Annotated in this window: 18 protein-coding genes and 1 pseudogene; 10 read left to right on the forward strand and 9 right to left on the reverse strand. The window is 72.1% G+C overall.

The window, feature by feature from the left end; all coding sequences use genetic code 11:
• Positions 1-360: 360 nt before the first annotated feature.
• A pseudogene (locus ACRWND_RS21455) lies at positions 361-630 on the forward strand (ATP-binding protein); the annotation flags it as partial.
• A gap of 14 nt (positions 631-644) precedes the next feature.
• Here ACRWND_RS21455 and ACRWND_RS21460 read toward each other — a convergent pair.
• The 6 genes from ACRWND_RS21460 to ACRWND_RS21485 form a co-directional block, all read right to left on the reverse strand.
• Positions 645-1430, reverse strand: a complete 786-nt coding sequence (locus ACRWND_RS21460) for a GNAT family N-acetyltransferase (RefSeq protein WP_431951804.1) — start codon at positions 1428-1430, stop codon at positions 645-647.
• A 306-nt stretch (positions 1431-1736) separates the two neighbouring features.
• Complete coding sequence (locus ACRWND_RS21465; RefSeq protein WP_431951806.1) at positions 1737-2846, reverse strand: LOG family protein; 1110 nt, start codon at positions 2844-2846, stop codon at positions 1737-1739.
• A gap of 120 nt (positions 2847-2966) precedes the next feature.
• Positions 2967-4112, reverse strand: a complete 1146-nt coding sequence (locus ACRWND_RS21470) for a hypothetical protein (protein ID WP_431951808.1) — start codon at positions 4110-4112, stop codon at positions 2967-2969.
• Positions 4094-4819, reverse strand: a complete 726-nt coding sequence (locus ACRWND_RS21475; RefSeq protein ID WP_431951810.1) for an ABC transporter ATP-binding protein — start codon at positions 4817-4819, stop codon at positions 4094-4096. Before ACRWND_RS21475 ends, ACRWND_RS21470 begins: the two co-directional genes overlap by 19 nt.
• Positions 4820-5103: 284 nt before the next feature.
• Positions 5104-6465, reverse strand: coding sequence for an aspartate aminotransferase family protein (locus ACRWND_RS21480; RefSeq protein ID WP_431951812.1), 1362 nt, complete (start codon positions 6463-6465; stop codon positions 5104-5106).
• Positions 6466-6467: 2 nt separating this feature from the next.
• A complete protein-coding gene (locus tag ACRWND_RS21485) occupies positions 6468-6956 on the reverse strand; it encodes an Lrp/AsnC family transcriptional regulator (RefSeq protein WP_431951814.1) in 489 nt (162 codons plus the stop codon).
• A gap of 179 nt (positions 6957-7135) precedes the next feature.
• Here ACRWND_RS21485 and ACRWND_RS21490 point away from each other — a divergent pair, with 179 nt between their 5' ends.
• Together ACRWND_RS21490 and ACRWND_RS21495 are read left to right on the forward strand one after the other, a co-directional pair.
• Positions 7136-8572: a gamma-aminobutyraldehyde dehydrogenase gene (locus tag ACRWND_RS21490; protein WP_431951816.1), complete on the forward strand. Its 1437-nt coding sequence runs from the start codon at positions 7136-7138 to the stop codon at positions 8570-8572.
• Between the two features lie 104 nt (positions 8573-8676).
• On the forward strand, positions 8677-9177 hold the full coding sequence (locus ACRWND_RS21495) for a hypothetical protein (protein WP_431951818.1): 501 nt from the start codon (positions 8677-8679) through the stop codon (positions 9175-9177).
• 38 nt (positions 9178-9215) lie between these two features.
• Here the strand turns inward: ACRWND_RS21495 and ACRWND_RS21500 are convergent, their stop codons facing one another.
• Entirely contained in the window at positions 9216-9878 is a 663-nt protein-coding gene (locus tag ACRWND_RS21500) for a glycerophosphodiester phosphodiesterase (RefSeq protein WP_431951820.1), read from the reverse strand.
• Positions 9866-10900, reverse strand: a complete 1035-nt coding sequence (locus ACRWND_RS21505; RefSeq protein ID WP_431951822.1) for an adenosine deaminase — start codon at positions 10898-10900, stop codon at positions 9866-9868. The genes ACRWND_RS21500 and ACRWND_RS21505 overlap by 13 nt, the downstream gene beginning before the upstream one ends.
• A gap of 639 nt (positions 10901-11539) precedes the next feature.
• On the opposite strand from ACRWND_RS21505, the gene ACRWND_RS21510 reads away from it, so the two are divergent.
• On the forward strand, positions 11540-12517 hold the full coding sequence (locus tag ACRWND_RS21510; protein ID WP_431951824.1) for a hypothetical protein: 978 nt from the start codon (positions 11540-11542) through the stop codon (positions 12515-12517).
• A 15-nt stretch (positions 12518-12532) separates the two neighbouring features.
• Here ACRWND_RS21510 and ACRWND_RS21515 read toward each other — a convergent pair whose 3' ends face one another.
• Positions 12533-14260 (reverse strand): PucR family transcriptional regulator, encoded by a 1728-nt coding sequence (locus ACRWND_RS21515; RefSeq protein WP_431951826.1) that lies wholly within the window; start codon positions 14258-14260, stop codon positions 12533-12535.
• A gap of 288 nt (positions 14261-14548) precedes the next feature.
• Between ACRWND_RS21515 and ACRWND_RS21520 the strand changes: the two genes are divergently transcribed.
• The 6 genes from ACRWND_RS21520 (at position 14549) to ACRWND_RS21545 (ending at position 21762) form a co-directional block, all read left to right on the forward strand.
• Positions 14549-16066 carry a gamma-aminobutyraldehyde dehydrogenase gene (locus ACRWND_RS21520; protein ID WP_431951828.1) on the forward strand — a complete coding sequence of 506 codons (1518 nt, stop codon included), beginning with the start codon at positions 14549-14551 and terminating at the stop codon, positions 16064-16066.
• Between the two features lie 88 nt (positions 16067-16154).
• Entirely contained in the window at positions 16155-17384 is a 1230-nt protein-coding gene (locus tag ACRWND_RS21525; protein ID WP_431951830.1) for a polyamine ABC transporter substrate-binding protein, read from the forward strand.
• A gap of 29 nt (positions 17385-17413) precedes the next feature.
• A complete protein-coding gene (locus ACRWND_RS21530; protein ID WP_431951832.1) occupies positions 17414-18598 on the forward strand; it encodes an ABC transporter ATP-binding protein in 1185 nt (394 codons plus the stop codon).
• Positions 18598-19533, forward strand: a complete 936-nt coding sequence (locus tag ACRWND_RS21535) for an ABC transporter permease (RefSeq protein ID WP_431951834.1) — start codon at positions 18598-18600, stop codon at positions 19531-19533. Before ACRWND_RS21530 ends, ACRWND_RS21535 begins: the two co-directional genes overlap by 1 nt.
• Complete coding sequence (locus ACRWND_RS21540) at positions 19533-20333, forward strand: ABC transporter permease (RefSeq protein WP_431951836.1); 801 nt, start codon at positions 19533-19535, stop codon at positions 20331-20333. The genes ACRWND_RS21535 and ACRWND_RS21540 overlap by 1 nt, the downstream gene beginning before the upstream one ends.
• A 34-nt stretch (positions 20334-20367) precedes the next feature.
• Complete coding sequence (locus ACRWND_RS21545; protein ID WP_431951838.1) at positions 20368-21762, forward strand: NAD(P)/FAD-dependent oxidoreductase; 1395 nt, start codon at positions 20368-20370, stop codon at positions 21760-21762.
• Positions 21763-21891 lie beyond the last annotated feature (129 nt).

The raw sequence follows: 21891 nt of genomic DNA on the forward strand, positions 1-21891 counted from the left end.
CCCGGGGGGGGTGTGGGGGGGGCGGGCGCGCCCCCCACCACGTGGCTTTGTCGAGCAGTAGCGATGTCGCTTCTCGACGAGTTCGGGAGGCGCCCCGTTCCACGGACGGGTGGTGTCGGGTTTTTGCCAGGGCAGCATCGGGATGCTCCTGGCGAAAGGTGCTGGTCATGCCGCAGATGTCGACGGTCGAGCGGTACGTGGTCATCCGGCGTGACCACCGCGACGGCATGTCGATGCGAGAGCTCGAGCGCGAACACGGCGTGACGTGACGGACCGGGGAAGGCACTGGACTCGGCCCGCCCGGAGCCACGCGAGAAGCTGCCGCCCCGGGCCCCCGCTCCGGATCGGTACGAGCCGGTGATCGACGAGATCCTCCGGACGGACCTGGATGCACCACGCAAGCAGCGGCACACCGTCACCCGGATCTTCCACCGGCTGGTCGAGGAACCGTTGCCGACGTCTCCTACGGCCTCGAACGAGTCGTTCGGAGGCTGGACCAAGACGTGTTCACCGATCCCAGGCTCTGCGCGGCGATCGTCGACCGGCTCCCGTTCCAACGGCACCGTCTTCGAGACCGGAACCGACTCCCGCCGCCTCGCCGGGACCCGAGCCCGAGCTGAGGCGCCGTCGAAGGCCGGCTGCGCTCAGGGCGACCAGACATACGGTGTCGTCGTGGTGACCGCGTGCAGGCCGAGGCGGGTGAGGATCGGGGCGCTGTCGGCTGAGGCGTCGACGTAGACGTAGGGGACACCGCGGGCAGCGGCGAGTTGGGCCCGGTGGGCGACCATGGCCCGGTAGATGCCCTGTCCGCGCCATTCCTTGAGCGTCGAGCCGCCCCAGAGGCCACTGAAGTCGACGCCGTCCTTGAACACCAGCCAGGCCGCACAGACGACTTCGGCGTGTGCCTCGGCGACGAGGACGATGGTGTTCTCCGGGGCGTTCTCGATCCGGGCGGCCAGGTCGTCGGCGAGCCAACTCCAATCCTCGCCCCAGACGATGCTCTCCATGGCGGCGATGCGCTGGAGGTCTGACCTGGAGGTGACACGGCGGAGGGTGACGCCGTCGGGCAGGACGGGATCGGCGGCAAGGTCCGCGGACTGCCCGATGAGCACGGTCTCGCTGTCCTCGGCGACGAAGCCGGCCGCCGTGAGCCGGTCAGTGAGGTCGGCGGGGAGATCATGGGCGCGAGTCTTCCATTCGACCGCCTCACCACGGGCAGCGAAGAAGTCACGCTGTCGCGCTATGAGCGCGTCGAGTTCTGCCCCACGCACACCAAGGTCGCGTGGGCCCGTGACAAAGCCGCGGTGCCAGCCGACGACGCGGGTCAAGGGGCCGTCCTTCTCGATGCGGGCGCTGCCGCCTGGAGGGGTGACACCGCGGAGTTGGGCGTCATACGCGGTGCGGAGCTCGTCGATCAGCTTGTTTTTCACTCGAACACCGTACGGACCGGGTCAAGTGCTTAAACGCGGGTCGACATCGCGTGACCAGCAAGGGCTGCGCTCTCTCACCCGGCCACCGGAGAGATCAGAACCAGGTACTGGCCCTCTGCCCCTACCTGCCTCGACGGCCAGCCGCCCTTCGAGCGGCCGACCGTCGACACCTCCGCCGCGCGGACGGCGACGAGACCCCCGGCACCCCGAACCGGACCGGCTTTGGAGTCTGGACCCCCAGCCGGGCTCGGCGGCGCGGACCGTGACCGTCCTGCGGAGCCACCACCGCACCCCGGGGCGGGGTGGTCAACGCCGCGTCAGTTGCGCCAGGGCCTGCGGGACGTCCTCGACGGAGTCGACGAGCGCGATGCGCGGCTCCATGGAGCGGCCTTCGGCGAGCGCCCGCAGAAGTGGCCAGACGGGCAGGCGCCGCGTCCAGTGCTCGCGGCCGACCAGCACCATGGGACGCGGAGCGCCGTTGGACTCGTAGTAGTTCGGCGTGGCGGTGTCGAAGACCTCCTGGACGGTGCCCGCCGCGCCCGGCAGGAAGACCACCCCGGCGGTGCAGCGGGCCAGCAGGCCGTCCTCGCGGATGGCGTTGGCGAAGTACTTGGCTATGTGTGCGGCGAAGGCGTTCGGCGGCTCGTGTCCGTAGAACCACGTCGGCACGCCGATGGAGGCGCCGCCGTCGGGCCAGCGGTCGCGCACGTCGAAGGCGACGCGCGCCCAGTCCGTGACGGAAGGGCGGAAGGAGGGGACCTTGGCCACCGTCTCCAGGGCATCGAGGAGCATCGCGTCGTCGAAGGGCGCGGCGTAGGCGCCGAGGTTGGCCGCCTCCATGGCGCCGGGCCCGCCGCCCGTGGCCACGGTCAGGCCCGCGCGGGCCAGCGACCGGCCGAGCCGGGCCGCGTCCGCGTACGCGTCGCTGCCGCGCTCCATGGCGTGACCGCCCATGACCCCCACGACGCGGGCGCCCGCGACGAGTTCGTCGAAGGCGTCGGAGACCGCGTCGTCGTGGATCCCGCGCAGCATCGAGGCGTAGATGTCCCCGCTGCCCCGGGTACGCAGGAACCACTGGTAGGCGCGGGCGTCCGGGGTCGCCTCGTACCCCTCGGAGAGGCCCTCGAACAGCGCGTCCGGTCCGTAGAGCGAGCCGCGGTAGGGGTCGAAGGGGAGGTCCGGCACCGGGGGGAAGAACATGGCGCCGCCCGCGCGGACGTGGGCGGCCGCCTCCGGCTCCATGGCGCAGCCCAGAAAGACGGCCTCGGAGGTGTCCGTGGACATCAGGGCGGGCGTACGGGCCGTCAGGTCGACCGACTGCACGCGCTGACCGCGCAGCGATCCCGACGCGGCGACGCGGTCGAACTCCTCGAGGGTCTCTATCTCGTGATCACTCGTCGGCTGCACGCCCGCCACCCTAGCCCTCGGGACGGCGGAGCCCGCCGCGGGGGTCTCGGCGGGGTTCCGGTCCCCGCACGGCGGGCTCCTGGTACGGCCGTCGGAGCGGGCGCGCCGCCCCTCGGGACGGCGGGGACGTCACGGCAGCGGGACGGTGCCCAGATGGGCGATGAGCAAGGTCAGCGGCAGCACGGCGCCGAGGACCGAAAGGGCCCGTACGGCGGCCGCGTTGCGCAGCAGCGCGGCGGGCGCTCCGAGCCGGGTGAGAGCGGCGGTGGCCGGACGGCGGGCGCGCCTGGCGTCCACGGTCGCGGTCAGGGCGGTCGCGACCGCCGACAGGACGACCAGGAGGCCACCCAGCACCGTGAGCGGTCCGACGGGGTGCGTCGCGGCGCCGACCCGGTCGCTGCCGGCGAGGGCGGTGGCGGCCACCGCGCAGAGCGCGCCCAGCGGACGGCCCACGAGCGCCGCCTCCTCCTGGAGGGCCCGGCCCGCCAGGAGCCGCAGGGAGCCGGGCCGGTGCGCCGCCAGCAGCCGCCCGCACAGGTGGATCAGGCCGGGCATGGCCAGCACCATGCCGGCGGCCGTCAGCAGCCAGCCGCCGGCGACGGCCGCCGCGATGTGGCCGAGGCCGCCGGGCAGCGGGAGCCTGCCGCCGGGGGCGGCGGCCTTCCCGGCCGAGGCGACCTGCACGGTCAGGCCGATCGCCACAAGGGCGACGCCCCACGGCAGGCCCACGGGCGTGCGGCCCTCCCGCGTGGAGGGCACCTCATGACGGGCGCGTTTCGGCCGCAGCGCGGCGGCGGTCGAGAGCGCCGCGACCGGCGGGAGCGTGGCCAGCAGCGTCAGCGCGCCCGCGAGCGGGAGTTCCCGGTCCGCGCCCAAGGCCGCGGCGGCGCCGGTGACATGCGGGCCGGGCAGCTCGCCGCGCAGGAAGAGGAAGGCCAGGAGCGCGAGCAGGGCGCCCAGACCGCAGTTGAGCGCCGAGCCGGCCGCGGCCAGCAGCGGCAGTCCGCGCCGGCTGAGCCCGGCGGCGGACAGTCCCGGCCGCAGCACGCTCGGCTCCGTACGGGCCACCAGCACCGACAGATGGACGGTGGCGGCGAACGGCACGGCGCACCACAGCAGCCGGAGGAGGCCGTCCGGGGCCTGCTCCGGGTGCGCGAGGGCGTGCCCGAGCACGGCGAGCAGCAGAAACCCCGTGCCCGCGGCCGCGGCGACGACGAGCAGCCGGCGCAGCAGTACGTCCGGCCGGGAACCGAGGGCTACACGGAGGCTGAGCACGAGTCGGCTTCCTCCCGCTCCTGGTGCGGCATGCCGGCGGCGAGCCGGCCGTCGACGAGGGTGACCACCCGGTCGGCGAGGGAGACGACCTCGGGGTCGTCGGACGCCAGCAGCAAGGCGATGCCGTGCGAACGTGCGGCGCTGGTCAGCATGCGCAGCACCTGGGCGCTGTCCGCGCGGTGCAGCGGAGCGGTCGGTTCGTCGGCGAGGACCACGGAAGGCCGGTTGACCAGGGCGCGGGCGATCGCCACGCGCTGGCGCTCGGCCTGGAGCAGCCGGTCCGGGCGCCTGCGGGCCACACCGCCGAGGTCCAGCCGGTCCAGCCACTCCTGAGCGGCGGTGCGGGCCGTGCGGTAGGGGACGCCGCACAGAAGCAGCGGCAGCGCGGTGTTCTCCCGGACGGTCAGTTCGGGCAGCAGCTGGGGGCTGCTGCCGACCCAGCCGAAGCGCTCGCGGCGCAGCCGCTCGCGGGCGGCCGTGCCGAGGCTGTGCACGGGGGAGCCGTTGAACCACACCTCGCCCTGCTCGGGGAGGAGTTCGCCGGACAGGCAGCGCAGCAAGGTGGTCTTTCCGGCGCCGTGCGCGCCGAGGACGCCGAGGATCTCGCCCTCCCGCACGCCGAGGGACACGCCGAGCAGGGCGGGTGAGCGGTCGTGCGTGTGGTGCAGGCCGCGGGCCCACAGCACGTCGTTGTCGGGTGGGTTCACATGGGCCTCCGACGAACGCGGGGAGTCCGGGTCACTGCGCACCGTATGCGCCCCACCGCCCTGTCCCGCCGTCACCGGCCGCCTTTCGCCGGGCGTGGCCACCCGTGCGGACTACGCCTCGGCGCGGTCTCCCCCGTTTCCCCGGCTTCCCGCCCCGGTCCCGTGGCCGCTGTCGCCGAGTGCGCCGAAGGGGCGCGCGGGCGGTGCCGGCCGCCGGGGGCGCTCCCAGCGTCCGGGGCGCGCCGGTGGCGCCCCGGACGCGACCGGTCCTCGGCAAGGAGCGGTCAGAGCTTGGTCCACGCCTCGGTGAGGACGGTGCGCAGGACGCCCTCGATCTCGTCGAACGTCGACTGGTCGGCGATCAGCGGCGGCGCGAGCTGGACGACCGGGTCCCCGCGGTCGTCCGCGCGGCAGTAGAGGCCGTTCTCGAAGAGCGCCTTGCTGAGGAAGCCGTACAGGACGCGCTCGGTCTCCTCGTCGGTGAAGGTCTCCTTGGTGGCCTTGTCCTTCACCAGTTCGATGCCGTAGAAGTAGCCGTTGCCGCGGACGTCGCCGACGATCGGCAAATCCTTCAGCTTCTCCAGGGTGGCGCGGAAGGCGCCCTCGTTGTCGAGGACGTGCTGGTTGAGCTGCTCGCGCTCGAAGATGTCGAGGTTCGCCAGGGCGACCGCCGCCGACACCGGGTGGCCGCCGAAGGTGTAGCCGTGCAGGAAGGTGTTGTCGCCCCGGTAGAAGGGCTCGGCGACGCGGTCGGAGATGATGCACGCGCCGATGGGGGAGTAGCCCGAGGTCATGCCCTTGGCACAGGTGATCATGTCCGGGACGTAGCCGAACTTGTCGCAGCCGAACATCGTGCCGAGCCGTCCGAAGGCGCAGATGACCTCGTCGGAGACGAGCAGCACGTCGTACCGGTCGCAGATCTCGCGGACCCGCTGGAAGTAGCCGGGCGGCGGCGGGAAGCAGCCGCCGGCGTTCTGCACCGGCTCCAGGAAGACGGCCGCGACGGTTTCCGGGCCCTCGAAGAGGATCTCCTGCTCGATCTGGTCGGCGGCCCAGCGGCCGAAGGCCTCGGGGTCGTCGCCGAAGAGCGGCGCGCGGTAGATGTTGGTGTTGGGCACCTTGCGGGCGCCGGGGACCAGCGGCTCGAAGGGTGCCTTGAGGCCCGGCAGACCGGTGATGGACAGGGCGCCCTGCGGAGTGCCGTGGTAGGCGACGGCACGCGAGACGACCTTGTACTTGGTCGGCCGGCCGGTGAGCTTGAAGTACTGCTTGGCGAGCTTCCAGGCGGTCTCGACGGCCTCACCGCCGCCGGTGGTGAAGAAGACCTTGTCGAGGTCGCCGGGGGCGTGGCCGGCGAGGCGCTCGGCGAGCTCGACCGCCTTGGGGTGGGCGTAGCTCCACACCGGGAAGAAGGCGAGCTCCTGGGCCTGCTTGTAGGCGGTCTCCGCGAGTTCCACGCGGCCGTGGCCGGCGTTGACCACGAACAGCCCCGCCAGACCGTCGATGTAGCGCTTGCCCTTGTCGTCGTAGATGTACGTGCCCTCGCCGCGCACGATGGTCGGCACAGGGGCGTTCTCGTACGACGACATGCGGGTGAAGTGCATCCACAGGTGGTCGTACGCGGTCTTGGAAAGGTCCGCGCTCATGGCTATCTGGTTCCCCAGGTGTAGGTCTGCTTCCGCAGCTTGAGGTAGACGAAGCTCTCGGTGGACCGCACGCCGGGCAGCGTGCGGATCCGCTTGTTGATCGTCTCCAGGAGATGGTCGTCGTCCTCGCAGACGATCTCGATCAGCAGGTCGAAGGAGCCCGCGGTCACGACGACGTACTCGACCTCCCCCATCGCCGCGAGCGCGTCGGCGACGTGCTCGACGTCGCCCTCGACGTTGATGCCGACCATCGCCTGCCGCCGGAAGCCCACGGTGAGCGGGTCGGTGACGGCGACGATCTGCATGACGCCCTGGTCGAGCAGTTTCTGGACGCGCTGGCGCACGGCCGCCTCCGACAGGCCCACGGCCTTGCCGATGGCGGCGTAGGGACGCCTGCCGTCCTCCTGGAGCTGCTCGATGATCGCTTTGGAGACGGAATCGATCACGAGGCCGGCGTTGCCGCCCCTGTGATCCGGAGTACGAGTGGCCACGCCCCCCACTCTGCACGAGAGGTCAGCCGTCATGCAACCCCTGATCGATGAAATCCGTGGTTTACAGGTTCTGTTCGCGCGGAATCTGTTGTTTCGGAGTTTCGGCTATGTCGAATACGGCAGTGCTGCCGGTAGGCTGGAGTCCGTCTCACACATCGGACAGGACAGGGAGAGGTGCAGTGGGCGAGCTCCGTATCTTGCGCAACCACATCAACGGAGAATTCCGCGATGCCGCCGACGGGCGCACCACCGACGTGGTGAACCCCGCCACCGGTGAGGTCTACGCGACCGCGCCGCTCTCCGCCGCCGCCGATGTCGACGCGGCCATGGCCGCCGCCGCGGCCGCCTTCCCGGCCTGGCGCGACACGACGCCCTCGGAGCGCCAGAGGGCCCTGCTGAAGATCGCGGACGCCTTCGAGGCGCGCGCGGACGAGCTGGTCGCCGTCGAGAGCGAGAACACCGGCAAGCCGATCGGGCTGACGGCCAGCGAGGAGATCCCTCCGATGGTCGACCAGATCCGCTTCTTCGCGGGCGCCGCCCGCATGCTCGAGGGCCGCTCGGCCGGCGAGTACATGGAGGGCATGACCTCGATCGTCCGCCGGGAGCCGGTCGGCGTCTGCGCCCAGGTCGCCCCGTGGAACTACCCGATGATGATGGCCGTGTGGAAGTTCGCGCCGGCGATCGCCGCGGGCAACACGGTGGTGCTCAAGCCCTCGGACACCACCCCGGCCTCCACCGTGCTGATCGCCGAGATCATCGCAGGGATCCTGCCCGAGGGTGTCTTCAACGTCGTGTGCGGCGACCGTGAGACGGGCCGGCTGATGGTCGAGCACCCGACCCCGGCGATGGCCTCCATCACCGGCTCGGTCCGCGCCGGCATCCAGGTGGCCGGCAGCGCCGCCAAGGACGTCAAGCGGGTCCACCTCGAACTCGGCGGCAAGGCCCCGGTCGTGGTCTTCCAGGACACCGACATCGCGAAGGCGGTCGAGGACATCGCCGTCGCGGGCTACTTCAACGCCGGCCAGGACTGCACCGCCGCCACCCGCGTCCTGGTCCACGAGTCGATCCACGACGAGTTCGTGGCGCAGCTGGCCAAGACCGCCGCCGACACCAAGACCGGCGCCCCGGACGACGAGGACGTGCTCTACGGCCCGCTGAACAACGCCAACCAGCTCGCCCAGGTCGCCGGCTACATCGAGCGCCTGCCGGCGCACGCGAAGGTCGTGGCCGGCGGCCACCGGGTCGGCGAGAAGGGCTACTTCTACGCCCCCACCGTCGTCTCCGGACTCAGGCAGGACGACGAGATCATCCAGAACGAGGTCTTCGGCCCGGTCATCACCGTCCAGTCCTTCTCCGACGAGGACCAGGCCGTCGAGTGGGCCAACGGCGTGGAGTACGCGCTGGCCTCCTCGGTGTGGACCAAGGACCACGCCCGTGCGATGCGCATGTCCAAGCGCCTCGACTTCGGCTGCGTGTGGATCAACACCCACATCCCGCTGGTCGCCGAGATGCCGCACGGCGGTTTCAAGAAGTCCGGCTACGGCAAGGACCTGTCCGCCTACGGCTTCGAGGACTACACGCGCGTCAAGCACGTCATGACGTCCCTGGACGGCTGACGCACGAGGGGGCGAGCCCCCGCCGCAGCCCTGCAACAGCCCCGCCACGGCCCCGGCGCGACCCCCGCGTCCGGGGCCGCGGCGTGCGCGCGTACGCTGCCGGTATGGAGGATCGAAGATCTCTCGAACAGCGCATACGGGCCTGGCTCGTTGTCTTCGTGGTGGGCCTGGTGCTGAGCGGCGTGACCGCGTTCCCGCTGGCGCAGGAGGTGCGCTGGGTGGACGGTTGGGGCCTTCCCGGGGCGGTCGGTGACTGGATGTCACGTGTGAGGGAGGCGCTGGACACCACCGACGCGACCTACCCCTTCCTTTTCTACGGCACGGACTGGCTGGCCTTCGCCCACCTGGTGATCGCCGTGGCCTTCTACGGCGTCTGGCGCGACCCGGTGCGCAACGTCTGGGTCGTCGAGTGGGCCATGATCGCCTGCGTCGGGATCGTCCCGCTGGCCGCGATCTGCATCCCGCTGCGCGGCCTGCCGCTGTGGTGGATGCCGGTCGACATGGCCTTCGGCGTCTTCGGCATGGTGCCGCTGCTGGCCCTGCGGCGGTTGATCAAGCGGTTGGAGAGCGCCACCGCGGCGCCCGCCCAGCCGGCCGGCGTCTGACGGACCGCGGCGTGCGCGGACCGCGGTCCGCGCACGCTTCAAGGGCCGTCGAGCTCCGCGCGCAGCACGCCGATGCGGTTGCTGGTCACGGCGTCCACGCCGAGGCGTAGCAGCCGCCGCATCGTCCGGCGCAGGTCCACCGTCCACGCGCCGACCCACAGGCCCTCGCCGTGCGCCCACGCCACCACGGGCGCGTCCACCAGCCCGAAGCGCAGGTTGATCCAGCGCGGCCGCAGCCGCGTCAGCAGCAGTGGCGGCACGGGCGCGGAGGTCTTCCAGGTCAGCGCGATCTCGGCGGCCGGGTCACCGTCGCGCAGCGCCAGCACGGCGGCCGTCTCGCCGCAGTAGTACGTACGGTCCGCGGCGCCCGCGTCCCGGACCGCGGCCAGCACCGGGCCCGCGGACTCCGGCAGGGCGAGGTCGATCAGCGCCCGGCAGCCGCGGACCGCGGTCAGCGCCTCGTACAGCGTCGGGACGCCCGGCGGCAGCCGGTCCGCCGTGAGGTCGGCCACCGCCGACCCCACGCCCCACAGCCGCTTGAGGCTGGGGTCGTGGAGCAGCACCGGCACCTGGTCGCGGGTCAGCCGTACGTCCATCTCCACCGTGTCCGCCCCCGCGCGCAGCGCGCTGCGCAGCGAGGGCAGGGTGTTCTCGCGGTGGCGGTAGGGGTCGCCGCGGTGGGCGATCGCTAGTGCTGCCATCCGGCCAGGTAGGAGTCGATCTCGGCGGTGAGCTTCGCCTTGCCGGGGGCGTCGAGGAAGGAGGCCTCGACGGCGTTCCTGGCGAGCTGGGCCAGGCCGCCCTCGTCGAGCCGCAGCAGCCGTGCCACCACCGCGTACTCGGTGTTGAGGTCGGTGCCGAACATGGGCGGGTCGTCGCTGCCCACGGTGACGAGCACGCCCGCGGCCGCCATCTCCTTGACGGGGTGCTCGTCGAGCGTGGCGACGGCGCGGGTGGCGATGTTGGAGGTCGGGCAGACCTCCAGCGGGATGCGGTGCTCGGCCAGGTGCTCCAGCAGACGAGGGTCCTGGGTGGCGCTGGTGCCGTGGCCGATGCGCTCGGCGCCCAGTTCGCGCAGCGCGTCCCAGATCGTCTGCGGACCGGTGGTCTCGCCCGCGTGCGGCACGCTGTGCAGGCCGACCGCGCGGGCACGGTCGAAGTACGGCTTGAACTGGGGGCGCGGCACCCCGATCTCGGGCCCGCCCAGCCCGAAGCTGACCAGCCCCTCCGGCTGCAGCTCGGTGGCGATGCGCGCGGTCTCCTCGGCGGAGGCCAGCCCCGCCTCGCCCGGGATGTCGAAGCACCAGCGCAGCACGACGCCGAGCTCCGACTCGGCCGCCTTGCGGGCGTCCTCGATCGCCTCGACGAAGGCCCCATCCGGGATGCCCCGGCGGACCGAGCTGTACGGGGTCACGGTCAGCTCCGCGTAACGGATGTTCTGCCGCGCCATGTCGCGGGCGACCTCGTACGTCAGCAGGCGCACGTCCTCCGCGTCGCGGACCAGGTCGACGACGGACAGGTAGACCTCGATGAAGTGGGCGAAGTCCCGGAAGCTGAAGTACTCGGCGAGAGCGGCGGGGTCGGCGGGCACCCGGGAATCCGGGTGCCGCGCGGCGAGCTCCGCCACGATGCGCGGAGAGGCCGAGCCGACGTGGTGCACGTGCAGTTCGGCCTTGGGGAGCCCCGCGATGAAGGCGTCGAGGGATGACGCGGTGTCGGGCATGCGGTGAACCTCCTGCGGGGTCGTCGGCAACCGCCATCGTAAACGTGAAAATGCCCCTGTTCGGTGTTGTCGCAGGCCATAGCATTGCCCGACGTAGTCATCAGGAAGGCAGCGATGTCCCACGAAGCCGAGAACCCGACGCCGCTCGACGCCGCGAGCGAAACCCCCGCAGCGGCGCTCCCGTCGCCGCCCTCGGCGGCCCCGGCGGCCCCGGCGGACGCCGACTCCGGCACCGCCCCGGCCGGGGACAGGGAGGCGCCCGGAAGCGCGGCGCCCGTGGATGGCGCGGGCACGGAAGGCGGGTCGCCCGCCGTGCCTGCGGCGCCCGCTGCTCCTGCGGCGCCCGCTGCTCCTGCGGCGCCCGCCGTGCCTGCGGCGCCTGGCGTGCCTGCGGCGCCCGCCGTGCCTGCGGCGCCCGCTGCTCCTGCGGCGCCTGGCGTGCCTGCGGCGCCTGGCGTGCCTGCGGCGCCCGCCGTGCCTGCCGCGCCTGCCGCGCCCGCCGTGCCGCCCTTCGGGGTGCCAGGGCCGCGCGATCCGTGGGCGCCGCCGGTGCCCACGGCTCCCGGATACGGGCAACCCGGCGCGCCGGCCGGATACCACCCCTGGGCGCCGCCCGTCCCGCAGCCGCCGCAGGAGCACGTGGAGTTGACCAAGCGCCCGGTGCCCGAGGGCGCGCCCGCGCCCGGGCCGGACGCGCAGCCGCGCGATCCGTGGGCGCCGCCCGCGCCGGACGCGGCGGCCGTGCCCCCGCAGCCGCCCCACCCCGGCGGGCCCGGCTTCCCCGCCTTCCCCGCCTTCCCCGCCTACCCCGGGCACTCCGGGCCGCCCGGTTACCCCGCGTACCCGGCCCACCCCGGCTACCCCACCCACCCCGGCTACGGGATGGACCCGTACGGCGGGTGGGCGCCGCCGCCCCCCGCCCGCAACGGCGTCGGCGTGACGGCGATGGTCCTGGCCATCGTGGGCGCCGTCCTGGCGGTGTCCTGCTTCGGGGCCTTCCTCGGCCTCCCGCTCGGCATCGCGGCCGTCGTCTGCGGCATCGTCGGACTGCGGTTCACCCGGCGCGGCGAGGCGACCAACCGGGCACAGGCGATGACCGGCCTGATCCTCGGGGCGGTCTCCATCGTCCTGTCGGCCGCGATGATCGCCCTGGCCGTCAACGGAATCAACAATGGCTGGTTCGACGGGCCGGGCGGCGATCTCATCACGTCCCGGAACGGCGACTGGGCGGAGCCGCTGGGCGAGGGCGGCACCGCCGTCTACGAGGACGGGGTCCGCGTCACGCTGACCGACGCCCGCCCTGCCGAGGGCCTGCCCACCGGCCTGGCCGGGGAGGGCACCGCCGTCACCTTCACCGTCGAGGTGGTGAACACCGGCGACGACACCGCGGACCTCAGCGAGAGCGAGATCTCCGCCTATCCGGCCGACGAGGAGGAGGAGAGCCTGCCGAACCTGTCGGCAGGCCGCGGCCTGTCCGGCGAGCTGGAGGCCGGCGAGCGCACGACCGCGGAGGTCACCGTGGTCGTACCGATGGACGACGAGGACGGCCTCTTCCAGGTCGAGGTCGCACCCGGCTACGCGTACGACTACACCTACTGGCACCTGGACGTGCCGTAGGGCCGGCGCCGCGGTTCAGCGCCGCACCGCGTCCAGCGCCAGCAGGGCCACGTGCAGCGAGAGACAGGACTCGACCTGGTCCAGGTCGACGCCGAGGACGCGTTCGACGCGGTGCAGCCGGTCGTAGAATGAGGGCCGCGACAGATGCGCGGCCTCGGCCGCGGCCGACTTGTTGCGGCCGGCGTCCAGGTAGGCGGTGAGGATCCGGACCAGATCCTTCCCGTGCTCGGCGTCGTGGGCGAGCAGCGGGCCGAGCTCGCGCTCGACGTACGTCTGCAGCCGCGCGTCGTCGCGCAGGAGGTGGAGCAGCCCGCGCAGCCGGACGTCCGGCAGTCGGTAGTACGCCCGCCCGCCGCCCCTCACGCCTCCCGCTCCGCGCCCGCCGCCCGCCACCACCCCCGGGGTGAGGGGCTGTGCCCCGCCCCCTTCGCCGCGCCCGCCGTGCATCGCGGCGTCCGCGACCTGTGCCGCCTCCAGCAGGGTGCGGCGGGCGTCGCGCAGGGAGCCGACCGAGGAACCGGCCGCCATGAGGAAGGCGGGTCCGCCGTCCCGGGCGGGGTCGGTCAGCCGGGTCAGCGCGGCGGCGAAGTCCTCCAGCGCGGTGTGCTCGTGGTCGGAGGCGCCGAGCGAGACCAGCACGCCGACCGCGCCGTCGTCGAGGGGCGCGGTGAGCGCCGTCAGCCCCCGCTCGCGTACGGCCTGGGCCGCCGTCTCGGTGAAGTCCCGCAGCCTGGCCTGCGCCTCCAGCGCGGCTGAGGCGGGTCCGCCGCGCAGCCGCAGCATGACGCCGACCAGCCGCCGGCCCTCCAGCGGCACCCCGAGCGCCCGGGCGCGCAGCGCCACGTCGGAGACGGTCAGGGCATGGGTGAGGATGCCGGAGAGCAGGGTGCGGTGGGTCTGCCGCTCCAGGGACTCCCGGTCGCGCTGCAGCAGCCGGTTGAGCGCGAGGGCGGCGGCCCCCCGCTCCAGCAGCACCCCGTGGCGGTGCGGGCGTTCGATCGGGTCCGGCGCCGTGGCGGGCGCCGGTTCGCCGACGATCACCAGTCTGCCCCAGTCCCGGCCGCGCGCCCCCACCGCGGTGACCAGCCAGCCGGTGCGCCGGTCGTGGCCGGTGCGGCCGGCCGGGTGCACGCCGCGGCTGCGCCGTTCCCAGCCGTCGAGCAGGGCTTCGGGGTCCTGGCCCGCGGAGTCGAAGGCGAGCACCTGGTGCGAGAGGTTCTCCAGGACGACGGGCGCGCCCGCCATCCGGGCCACCTCCCGGACGACCTCGTCGGGCTCGGCGCCCTCGACGGACAGCTCGTTGAAGGTCTGGTGCACCGCCTCCGAGGCCCGCAGCTCGGTCAACTGGGCGTCGACGACGAGGGCGTGGACGGCCTCGGTCACCGCGACGAAGCGCACCTCGGCGCGCAGGACCACGAGCGGCAGCCCGCGCCGCCCTGCGGCCCGCACGAGGGGGAGGGGCAGGGCGTCCGCGTAGCGCCGGCCCAGCTCGACGACGAGGCCCGCCGCGCCGACGTCGGCGAGGCCGTCGATGTAGCGTGCCAGCGCCTCCTTGTCGTCGGGCAGCATCACGCCGGTGGTGAGCACCAGCTCGCCCCCGCGCAGCATGCCGGCGATGTCGGCCAGTTCGCTGACGTGCACCCAGCGCACCGGGCGCCGGAGCCCGCCGGAGCCCGCGACGACCTGCGGCGCTCCCCTTCGGAGCACGTCCAGTTCCAGGACCTCGGCGACGGTGGGGAACACGGGTGACCTCCGGCGGCGGAGCGGGGCGGATGCCGTGCCACGGTAACCCCACTGCGTGAAGGCCCCCGTGACGCGGCATGCGACGTGACCGCCGCCCGGCGGACACTGCCGGACGCGGCGCCCGGCAGCGTCCCCCGGCCGGTCTGCCGCGCCCCGAAGATGACACAGAATTCGTCGCGTAACCAAAAGGCAACAACGGAATCACTTGTTGGGGTGAGCCTCCTCTGTCAGGATCATCCACCAATCCAGGCTTTAGCCACGCCGCCGAGGGAGTGCGAGGAGAAGACGATGGACCTCAGCGCGAACGGCGTGTTCGACGTGCGGGAGCGTTTCGCCGCGGGGGCCCAGTACATCGACGGCACCCTGTGCGTCGGCACCTCCGGCCGGCCGCACCCCGTGGTCGCCCCGGCGACGGGCGAGACCGTGTACTCCTACGACCTGGCCGGCCCCGGCGACGTGGACGCCGCGGTCGCCGCCGCCGCTTGGGCGCTGCCCGGCTGGGCCGGCGCCACTCCCGGTGAACGATCCGACGCCATGCACCGCTTCGCCGGCGTCCTCGCCGGGCGGGCCGCCGAGTTCGCGTACGCCGAGTCGCTCCAGTGCGGCAAGCCGCTCCGGCTGACCACGGAGTTCGACGTCCCGGGCACCGTCGACAACACCGCGTTCTTCGCGGGCGCCGCCCGCCATCTGGAGGGCAGGGCGGCGGGGGAGTACTCCGGCGACCACACCTCCTATGTGCGGCGCGAGCCCGTGGGCGTGGTGAGTTCCATCACGCCGTGGAACTACCCGTTGCAGATGGCCGCCTGGAAGGTCCTTCCGGCGATCGCCGCGGGCAACACCATTGTGCTCAAGCCGGCCGAACTGACGCCGCTGACCTCGCTGATGTTCGCCGAGGCGGCGACCGAGGCGGGCATCCCGGCGGGCGTGGTCAACGTGGTCGCCGGCGCCGGCAAGGAGGCGGGCGAGCACCTGGTGGGCCATCCGGACGTCGCCATGACCTCCTTCACCGGCTCCACCGCGGTCGGCAGGCGCGTCGCGGAGATCGCCACCGGCACCGTCAAGCGGCTGCACCTGGAGCTGGGCGGCAAGGCGCCCTTCGTCGTCTTCGACGACGCCGACCTGGAGGCGGCCGTCCACGGCGCGGTCGCCGGCGCCCTGATCAACACCGGTCAGGACTGCACCGCCGCCACCCGCGCCTATGTGCAGCGCCCCCTCTACGACGCCTTCGTCGCCGGTGTCGCCGACCTCTTCTCGGGCATCCGCGTCGGCGACCCCTTCGACGCAGACACCGACCTCGGCCCCCTCGTCTCGCACGCCCAGCGCGACCGCGTCGCCGGCTTCGTGGGGCGGGCCCGCTCCTACGCCACGGTCGTCACCGGCGGCGACGCCCCCGCCTCGCCCGGCGCCTTCTACCGGCCCACCCTGGTCACCGGCGCGGCGCAGGACAGCGAGATCGTCCAGTCGGAGGTCTTCGGGCCCGTCCTGGTGGTGCTGCCGTTCGACAGCGATGACGAGGGACTGGCCCTGGCCAACGACACGCCGTATGGTCTGGCCGCGTCGGCGTGGACGCGTGACGTCTTCCGCGCGGGCCGGGCCACCCGCGAGATCAAGGCGGGATGCGTCTGGGTCAACGACCACATCCCGATCATCAGCGAGATGCCGCACGGGGGGTACCGGGCCTCCGGGTACGGCAAGGACATGTCGGCGTACTCCCTGGAGGAGTACACGCAGGTCAAGCACGTGATGTACGACAATACGGCGGTCGCCAGGAAGAGCTGGCACCGCACGGTCTTCGGCGGCCGCTGACCCCCGGCCGCCCGCCCCTCCGGGACCGTCCCCACCGGCCCGGTAGCCCCTTCCGTGCCCCGTACCACCGTCCCTGGAGGCCGCCGCAATGGAGATGTTCGAGGGCCTGTCCGAGCCCGTACGCACAGCGTGGGAACGCAGCCTGACCAACGGGAGGGCATCCCTCAGCCGGCGCCGGGTGCTCGGCGCCGGTCTCGCCGTCGCGGGCGCCGGGGCGCTGTCCGCCTGCGGCATCCCCGCCGCGACCAGGAACCAGGGCGGGCTCAAAAGCGACGACCTGTCCGACCGGGACAAGTCGCTCGTCTTCTCGAACTGGCAGCTCTACATCGACATGAGCGACGACGAGAAGCACATGCCGACCCTGGAGGCCTTCGAGAGGAAGACCGGGATCAAGGTCAAGTACAGCGACGACATCACCGACAACGTCGAGTTCTTCGCCAAGATCAAGCCGCAGCTCGCCGCCGGCCAGTCCACCGGCCGCGACCTGGTCGTCCTCACCGACTGGATGGCCGCCCGCATGATCCGCCTGGGGTGGGCCCAGCCGCTGGACCCCACCTACCTGCCGCACGCGTTCACCAACCTGGAGCAGCGATTCCGCAACCCCGACTGGGACCCCGGGCGCGCCCACTCCTACCCCTGGCAGGGCATCGCCACCGTCATCGCCTACAACGAGAAGGCCACCAAGGGGAAGAAGGTCGGCAGTGTCTCCCAACTGCTGGACGACCCCGACCTCAAGGGCCGCGTGGCGATGCTCAGCGAGATGCGCGACACCATAGGCATGACTTTGCTGGACATGGGCAGACGGCCCGAGTCCTTCACCGCGGACGACTTCGACGCGGCCGTGGCCCGCATCCAGAAGGCCGTGGACGGCAAGCAGATCCGCCAGTTCACCGGCAACGAGTACACCGACGGTCTCGCCTCGGGGAACATCGCCGCCTGCGTGGCCTGGGCCGGGGACCTCGTCCAGCTCCAGGCCGACAACCCCGAGATCAAGTTTGTGATCCCGCCCGCCGGATACCTCTACTCCACCGACAACATGCTGGTCCCCGCGGGCTCCAGGCACCTCAAGAACGCCGAGCTGCTGATCGACTGGTACTACCGGCCGGAGATCGCCGCGGAGCTCGCGGCATGGGTCAACTACATCACCCCCTGCGCCGGCGTGTACGAGGAGCTCCTCAAGATCGACGAGGACGTGGCCGACAACCCGCTGATCATTCCCAACGCGGAGATGAATGCGAAGGCACATCCTTTCCGGTCGCTCTCCGCCAAGGAGGAGACCGCCTTCGAGGACACCTTCGCCAAGCTCATCGGCGCCTGACCGGCCACCGCAGTTAGGGATCTGACGACATGACCCAGCAGACCGCACACCTCGCCGGCGAACCGGCGCACGCCAAGCACCCCTCGCCCGCCGGTGGCGCCGTGACCCTCGCCGGCATCGGCAAGGCCTACGGCGACTTCACCGCCGTCCACCCGCTCGACCTCACCATTCCCGAGGGCTCCTTCTTCGCGCTCCTCGGCGCCTCCGGCTGCGGAAAGACCACCACACTGCGCATGATCGCCGGCCTGGAGGACCCCAGCAGCGGCACCGTCCGCATCGGCGACCAGGACGTCACGGGCCTGCCGCCGTACAAGCGCCCGGTCAACACGGTCTTCCAGAACTACGCGCTCTTCCCGCACCTCGACATCTACGAGAACGTCGCCTTCGGCCTGCGCCGCCGCGGCGTCAAGTCCGTCAAGAGGCAGGTCGAGGAGATGCTCGACCTCGTCGAGCTGGGCCACCTCGCCCGCCGCAAACCGCACCAGCTCTCCGGTGGCCAGCAGCAGCGCGTCGCCGTCGCCCGCGCCCTGATCAACCACCCCAAGGTGCTGCTTCTCGACGAGCCGCTGGGCGCCCTGGACCTGAAACTGCGGCGCCAGATGCAGCTGGAGCTCAAGCGCATCCAGACCGAGGTGGGCATCACCTTCGTGCATGTCACGCACGACCAGGAGGAGGCCATGACCATGGCCGACACCATCGCCGTGATGAACGCGGGCCGCATCGAGCAGCTCGGCGCGCCCACCGACCTGTACGAGAACCCCCGCACCACCTTCGTCGCCAACTTCCTCGGCCAGTCCAACCTCATCGAGGCCGAGGTCGCCGGTACCAGCGGCGACGACCTGCTGCTCAGCGTCGGCGACGGGCGCCTCGCGATGCCCAGCGCACGCTGCGTCCCCTCCGTGCGGGAGGGCGACACGCTCCTGGCCGGGGTGCGCCCGGAGAAGATCACCATTCTGCACGCCGACGACGCGGCCGAGGTCCCCGAGGGCCGCAACAAGATCACCGGACGGATCGTCGACGCGAGCTTCATCGGCGTCTCCACCCAGTACGTCGTCGACAGCCCCTGGTGCCCGGAACTGGCCGTCTTCGCGCCGAACGTGGAACGCGACGCCCGCCTCGTGCCCGGCGCCGAGGTGGTGCTGCACTGGAACCCCTCCCACACCTTCGCTCTCGACGCCGCCCAGGACATCGAGGCCGGGGAGGTCAGCGCCTGATGGCCGCCCTTTCCACCGCCCCCTCCGGGGCTGCGGCGCAGACACCGCCGGCGCCAGCCGCCGCCGCCGCCCGACGGCGCAAGCTCGTTCCGTACTGGCTGCTGCTGCCCGGCATCCTGTGGCTGCTGGTCTTCTTCGCGGCGCCGATGGTCTACCAGGCCTCGACCTCCGTGCAGACCGGCTCCCTTGAGACGGGCTACCGCGTCACCTGGCACTTCGCCACCTACTGGGACGCGTTCAGGGAGTACGACGTCTTCTACCTGCGCTCGCTGATCTACGCCGGCATCGCCACGGTGCTCTGCCTGGCGATCGGCTATCCGCTGGCGTACACCATCGCCTTCAAGGCGGGCCGCTGGCGCAACGTGCTCCTGGTGATGGTCATCGCTCCGTTCTTCACCAGCTTCCTGATCCGCACCCTGGCCTGGAAGACGATCCTCGCCGACGACGGCTATGTCGTCACCGTGCTGGACAGGCTGCACATCCTGAACGTCACCGCGTCCCTCGGCATCACCGCCGGCGACCGTGTGCTCGCCACCCCCCTGGCGGTGGTGTGCGGCCTGACGTACAACTTCCTGCCCTTCATGATCCTGCCGCTCTACACGTCGCTGGAGCGCATCGACGCTCGGCTGCACGAGGCGGCGGGAGACCTGTACGCCCGGCCCCTCACCACCTTCCGCACGGTGACCTTCCCGATCTCGCTGCCCGGCGTGGTGGCCGGCACGCTGCTCACCTTCATCCCGGCCTCCGGCGACTACATCAACGCCGAGCTGCTGGGCAGCCCCAGCGAGCAGATGATCGGCAACGTCATCCAGTCCAAGTTCCTGACGGTGCTCGACTATCCGACCGCCGCCGCGTTGTCCTTCATGCTCATGGCCGTGATCCTGGTGATCGTGTCCGTCTACATCCGCAGGGCGGGGACGGAGGAACTGGTCTGATGCCCGTGCTGAACTGGGTGCGCCGGCACCTCGTCGTCCTCGCCGGGGCGGCCGCCCTCGCCTACCTGACGATCCCCAACGTGATCGTCCTGGTCTTCTCCTTCAACCAGCCCAGGGGCCGCTTCAACTACTCCTGGAACCACTTCTCGCTCGACGCGTGGAAGAATCCCTGCGGCGTCGGCGACATGTGCGACTCGGTGTCGCTGTCGCTGCAGATCGCCGTCCTGGCCACCCTCGGCGCCACGATCCTCGGCACCATGGTCGCCTTCGCGCTCGGCCGACACCGTTTCCGCGGCCGAGGCCCGGTGACCGGCCTGATCTGGCTGCCGATGGCGATGCCGGAGATCGTCATGGGCGCCTCGCTCGGCACCCTGTTCCTCAACATGCGCGTCCCGTTCGGTTTCTGGACCATCCTCATCGCGCACATCACGTTCTGCCTCAGCTTCGTGGTGACGGCGGTCAAGGCGCGTGTGATGAGCATGGACCCGCGACTGGAGCAGGCCGCCCAGGACCTGTACGCGACCCCCTGGTCGACCTTCTGGCGCATCACCTTCCCGATCGCCGCGCCCGGCATCGCGGCCGGAGCGCTGCTGAGCTTCGCGATCTCCATCGACGACTTCATCATCACGCAGTTCAACGCCGGCCCGGCCACCGTGACCTTCCCGATGTTCGTCTGGGGCGCCGCCCAGAAGGGACTGCCCGTCCAGGTGAACGTCATCGGCACCCTGATGTTCGTCGCGGCGGTGCTCTGCGTCGTCGTCGGACAGATGCTCGGCCGCCGCAGGAAAGCCCGAAGTTGATCCACTGACCGCATCCGCGAAGGTGTGAGACCCCATGGATCCAGCCCGTTCGCTCGCCGACACCCAGCCGACACCCTTCTGGCTGGAGGACCCGGGCCGGCCGAGGGCGGGTGCCGCCCTCGTCGGCGACGAGTACTGCGACCTGCTCGTGGTCGGCGGCGGCTACACCGGCCTGTGGACCGCGCTGCTGGCCAAGGAGCGCGACCCGCACCGCGACGTCGTCCTGATCGAGGCAAGGGAGGTGGGCTGGGCGGCGTCCGGCCGCAACGGCGGCTTCTGCGCCGCAAGCCTCACCCACGGCCTGGCCAACGGACTCGCCCGCTGGCCCGAGGAGTTCGAGCGACTGGAGGGGCTGGGCAACCGCAACCTCGACGGCATCGAGGAGACCGTCGCCCGCTACTCCATCGACTGCGACTTCGAACGCTCCGGCGAGATCGACGTCGCCACCGAGCCCTACCAGCTCGACGACCTCGGGGCGTCCGCGCGGGAGGCCGCCCGGCACGGGGTCGAACTGGAGCTGCTCGACCGCGACCAGGTGCGCGCCGAGGTCGACTCGCCGACCTTCGTCGGCGGCCTGTGGGACCGCAGGGGCGTCGCCATGCTGCACCCCGCCAAGCTGGCGTGGGGCCTGCGGCGCGCCTGCGAGGAACTGGGCGTGCGCGTCTATGAGCGCACCCGCGCCACCCAGCTCGCCCGCAACGGCTCCGGCATGGCCGTGCGCACCCCGTACGGACGCGTCTTCGCCCGCCACGTCGCGCTCGGCACCAATGTCTTCCCCTCGCTGCTGCGCCGGGTCCGCCGATACATCGTCCCGGTGTACGACTACGCGCTGGTCACCGAGCCGCTGACGCCGCAGCAGCTCGGCTCCGTCGGGTGGAAGAGGCGCCAGGGGTTCGGTGACAGCGCCAACCAGTTCCACTACTTCCGGCTCACCGCGGACAACCGCGTCCTATGGGGCGGCTACGACGCCGTCTACCCTTACGGCGGCCGCCTGGACACCGCCCGCGACGAGCGCCCGCAGACCTATCTGAAGCTCGCCGCGCACTTCTTCCGCTGCTTCCCGCAGCTGGAGGGCCTGCGCTTCACCCACGCCTGGGGCGGCGCGATCGACACCTGCTCGCGCTTCACCGCCTTCTACGGCACCGCCCACGACGGAAAGGTCGCCTATGCCGCCGGCTACACCGGCCTCGGTGTCGGCGCCACCCGCTTCGGAGCCGACGTCATGCTCGACCTGCTCTCCCAGGAGCCCACCGAGCGCACCGCCCTGCGGATGGTGCGCACCAAGCCGCTGCCCTTCCCGCCCGAGCCCCTGGCGTGGGCCGGCATCGGCCTCACCAAGTGGTCCCTGGACCGCGCCGACCGCAACGCCGGCCGGCGCAACCTGTGGCTGAAGGCGATGGACCGGATGGGCTTCGGCTTCGACACCTGACCGGCCGGCCCGCCCTCGGCGTGCCGCGCGCTCCGGTTCACCCCATCGGGCGGGGTGAACCCGCGTAATGATCCGCCCCGGCCCGCTCTCTCCGCGTGACCGTACGACAGCGCACACACGCAACGGAGG

Origin of the sequence: Actinacidiphila sp. bgisy167 (assembly GCF_965342175.1) — a bacterium.
Classification (GTDB): domain Bacteria; phylum Actinomycetota; class Actinomycetes; order Streptomycetales; family Streptomycetaceae; genus Actinacidiphila.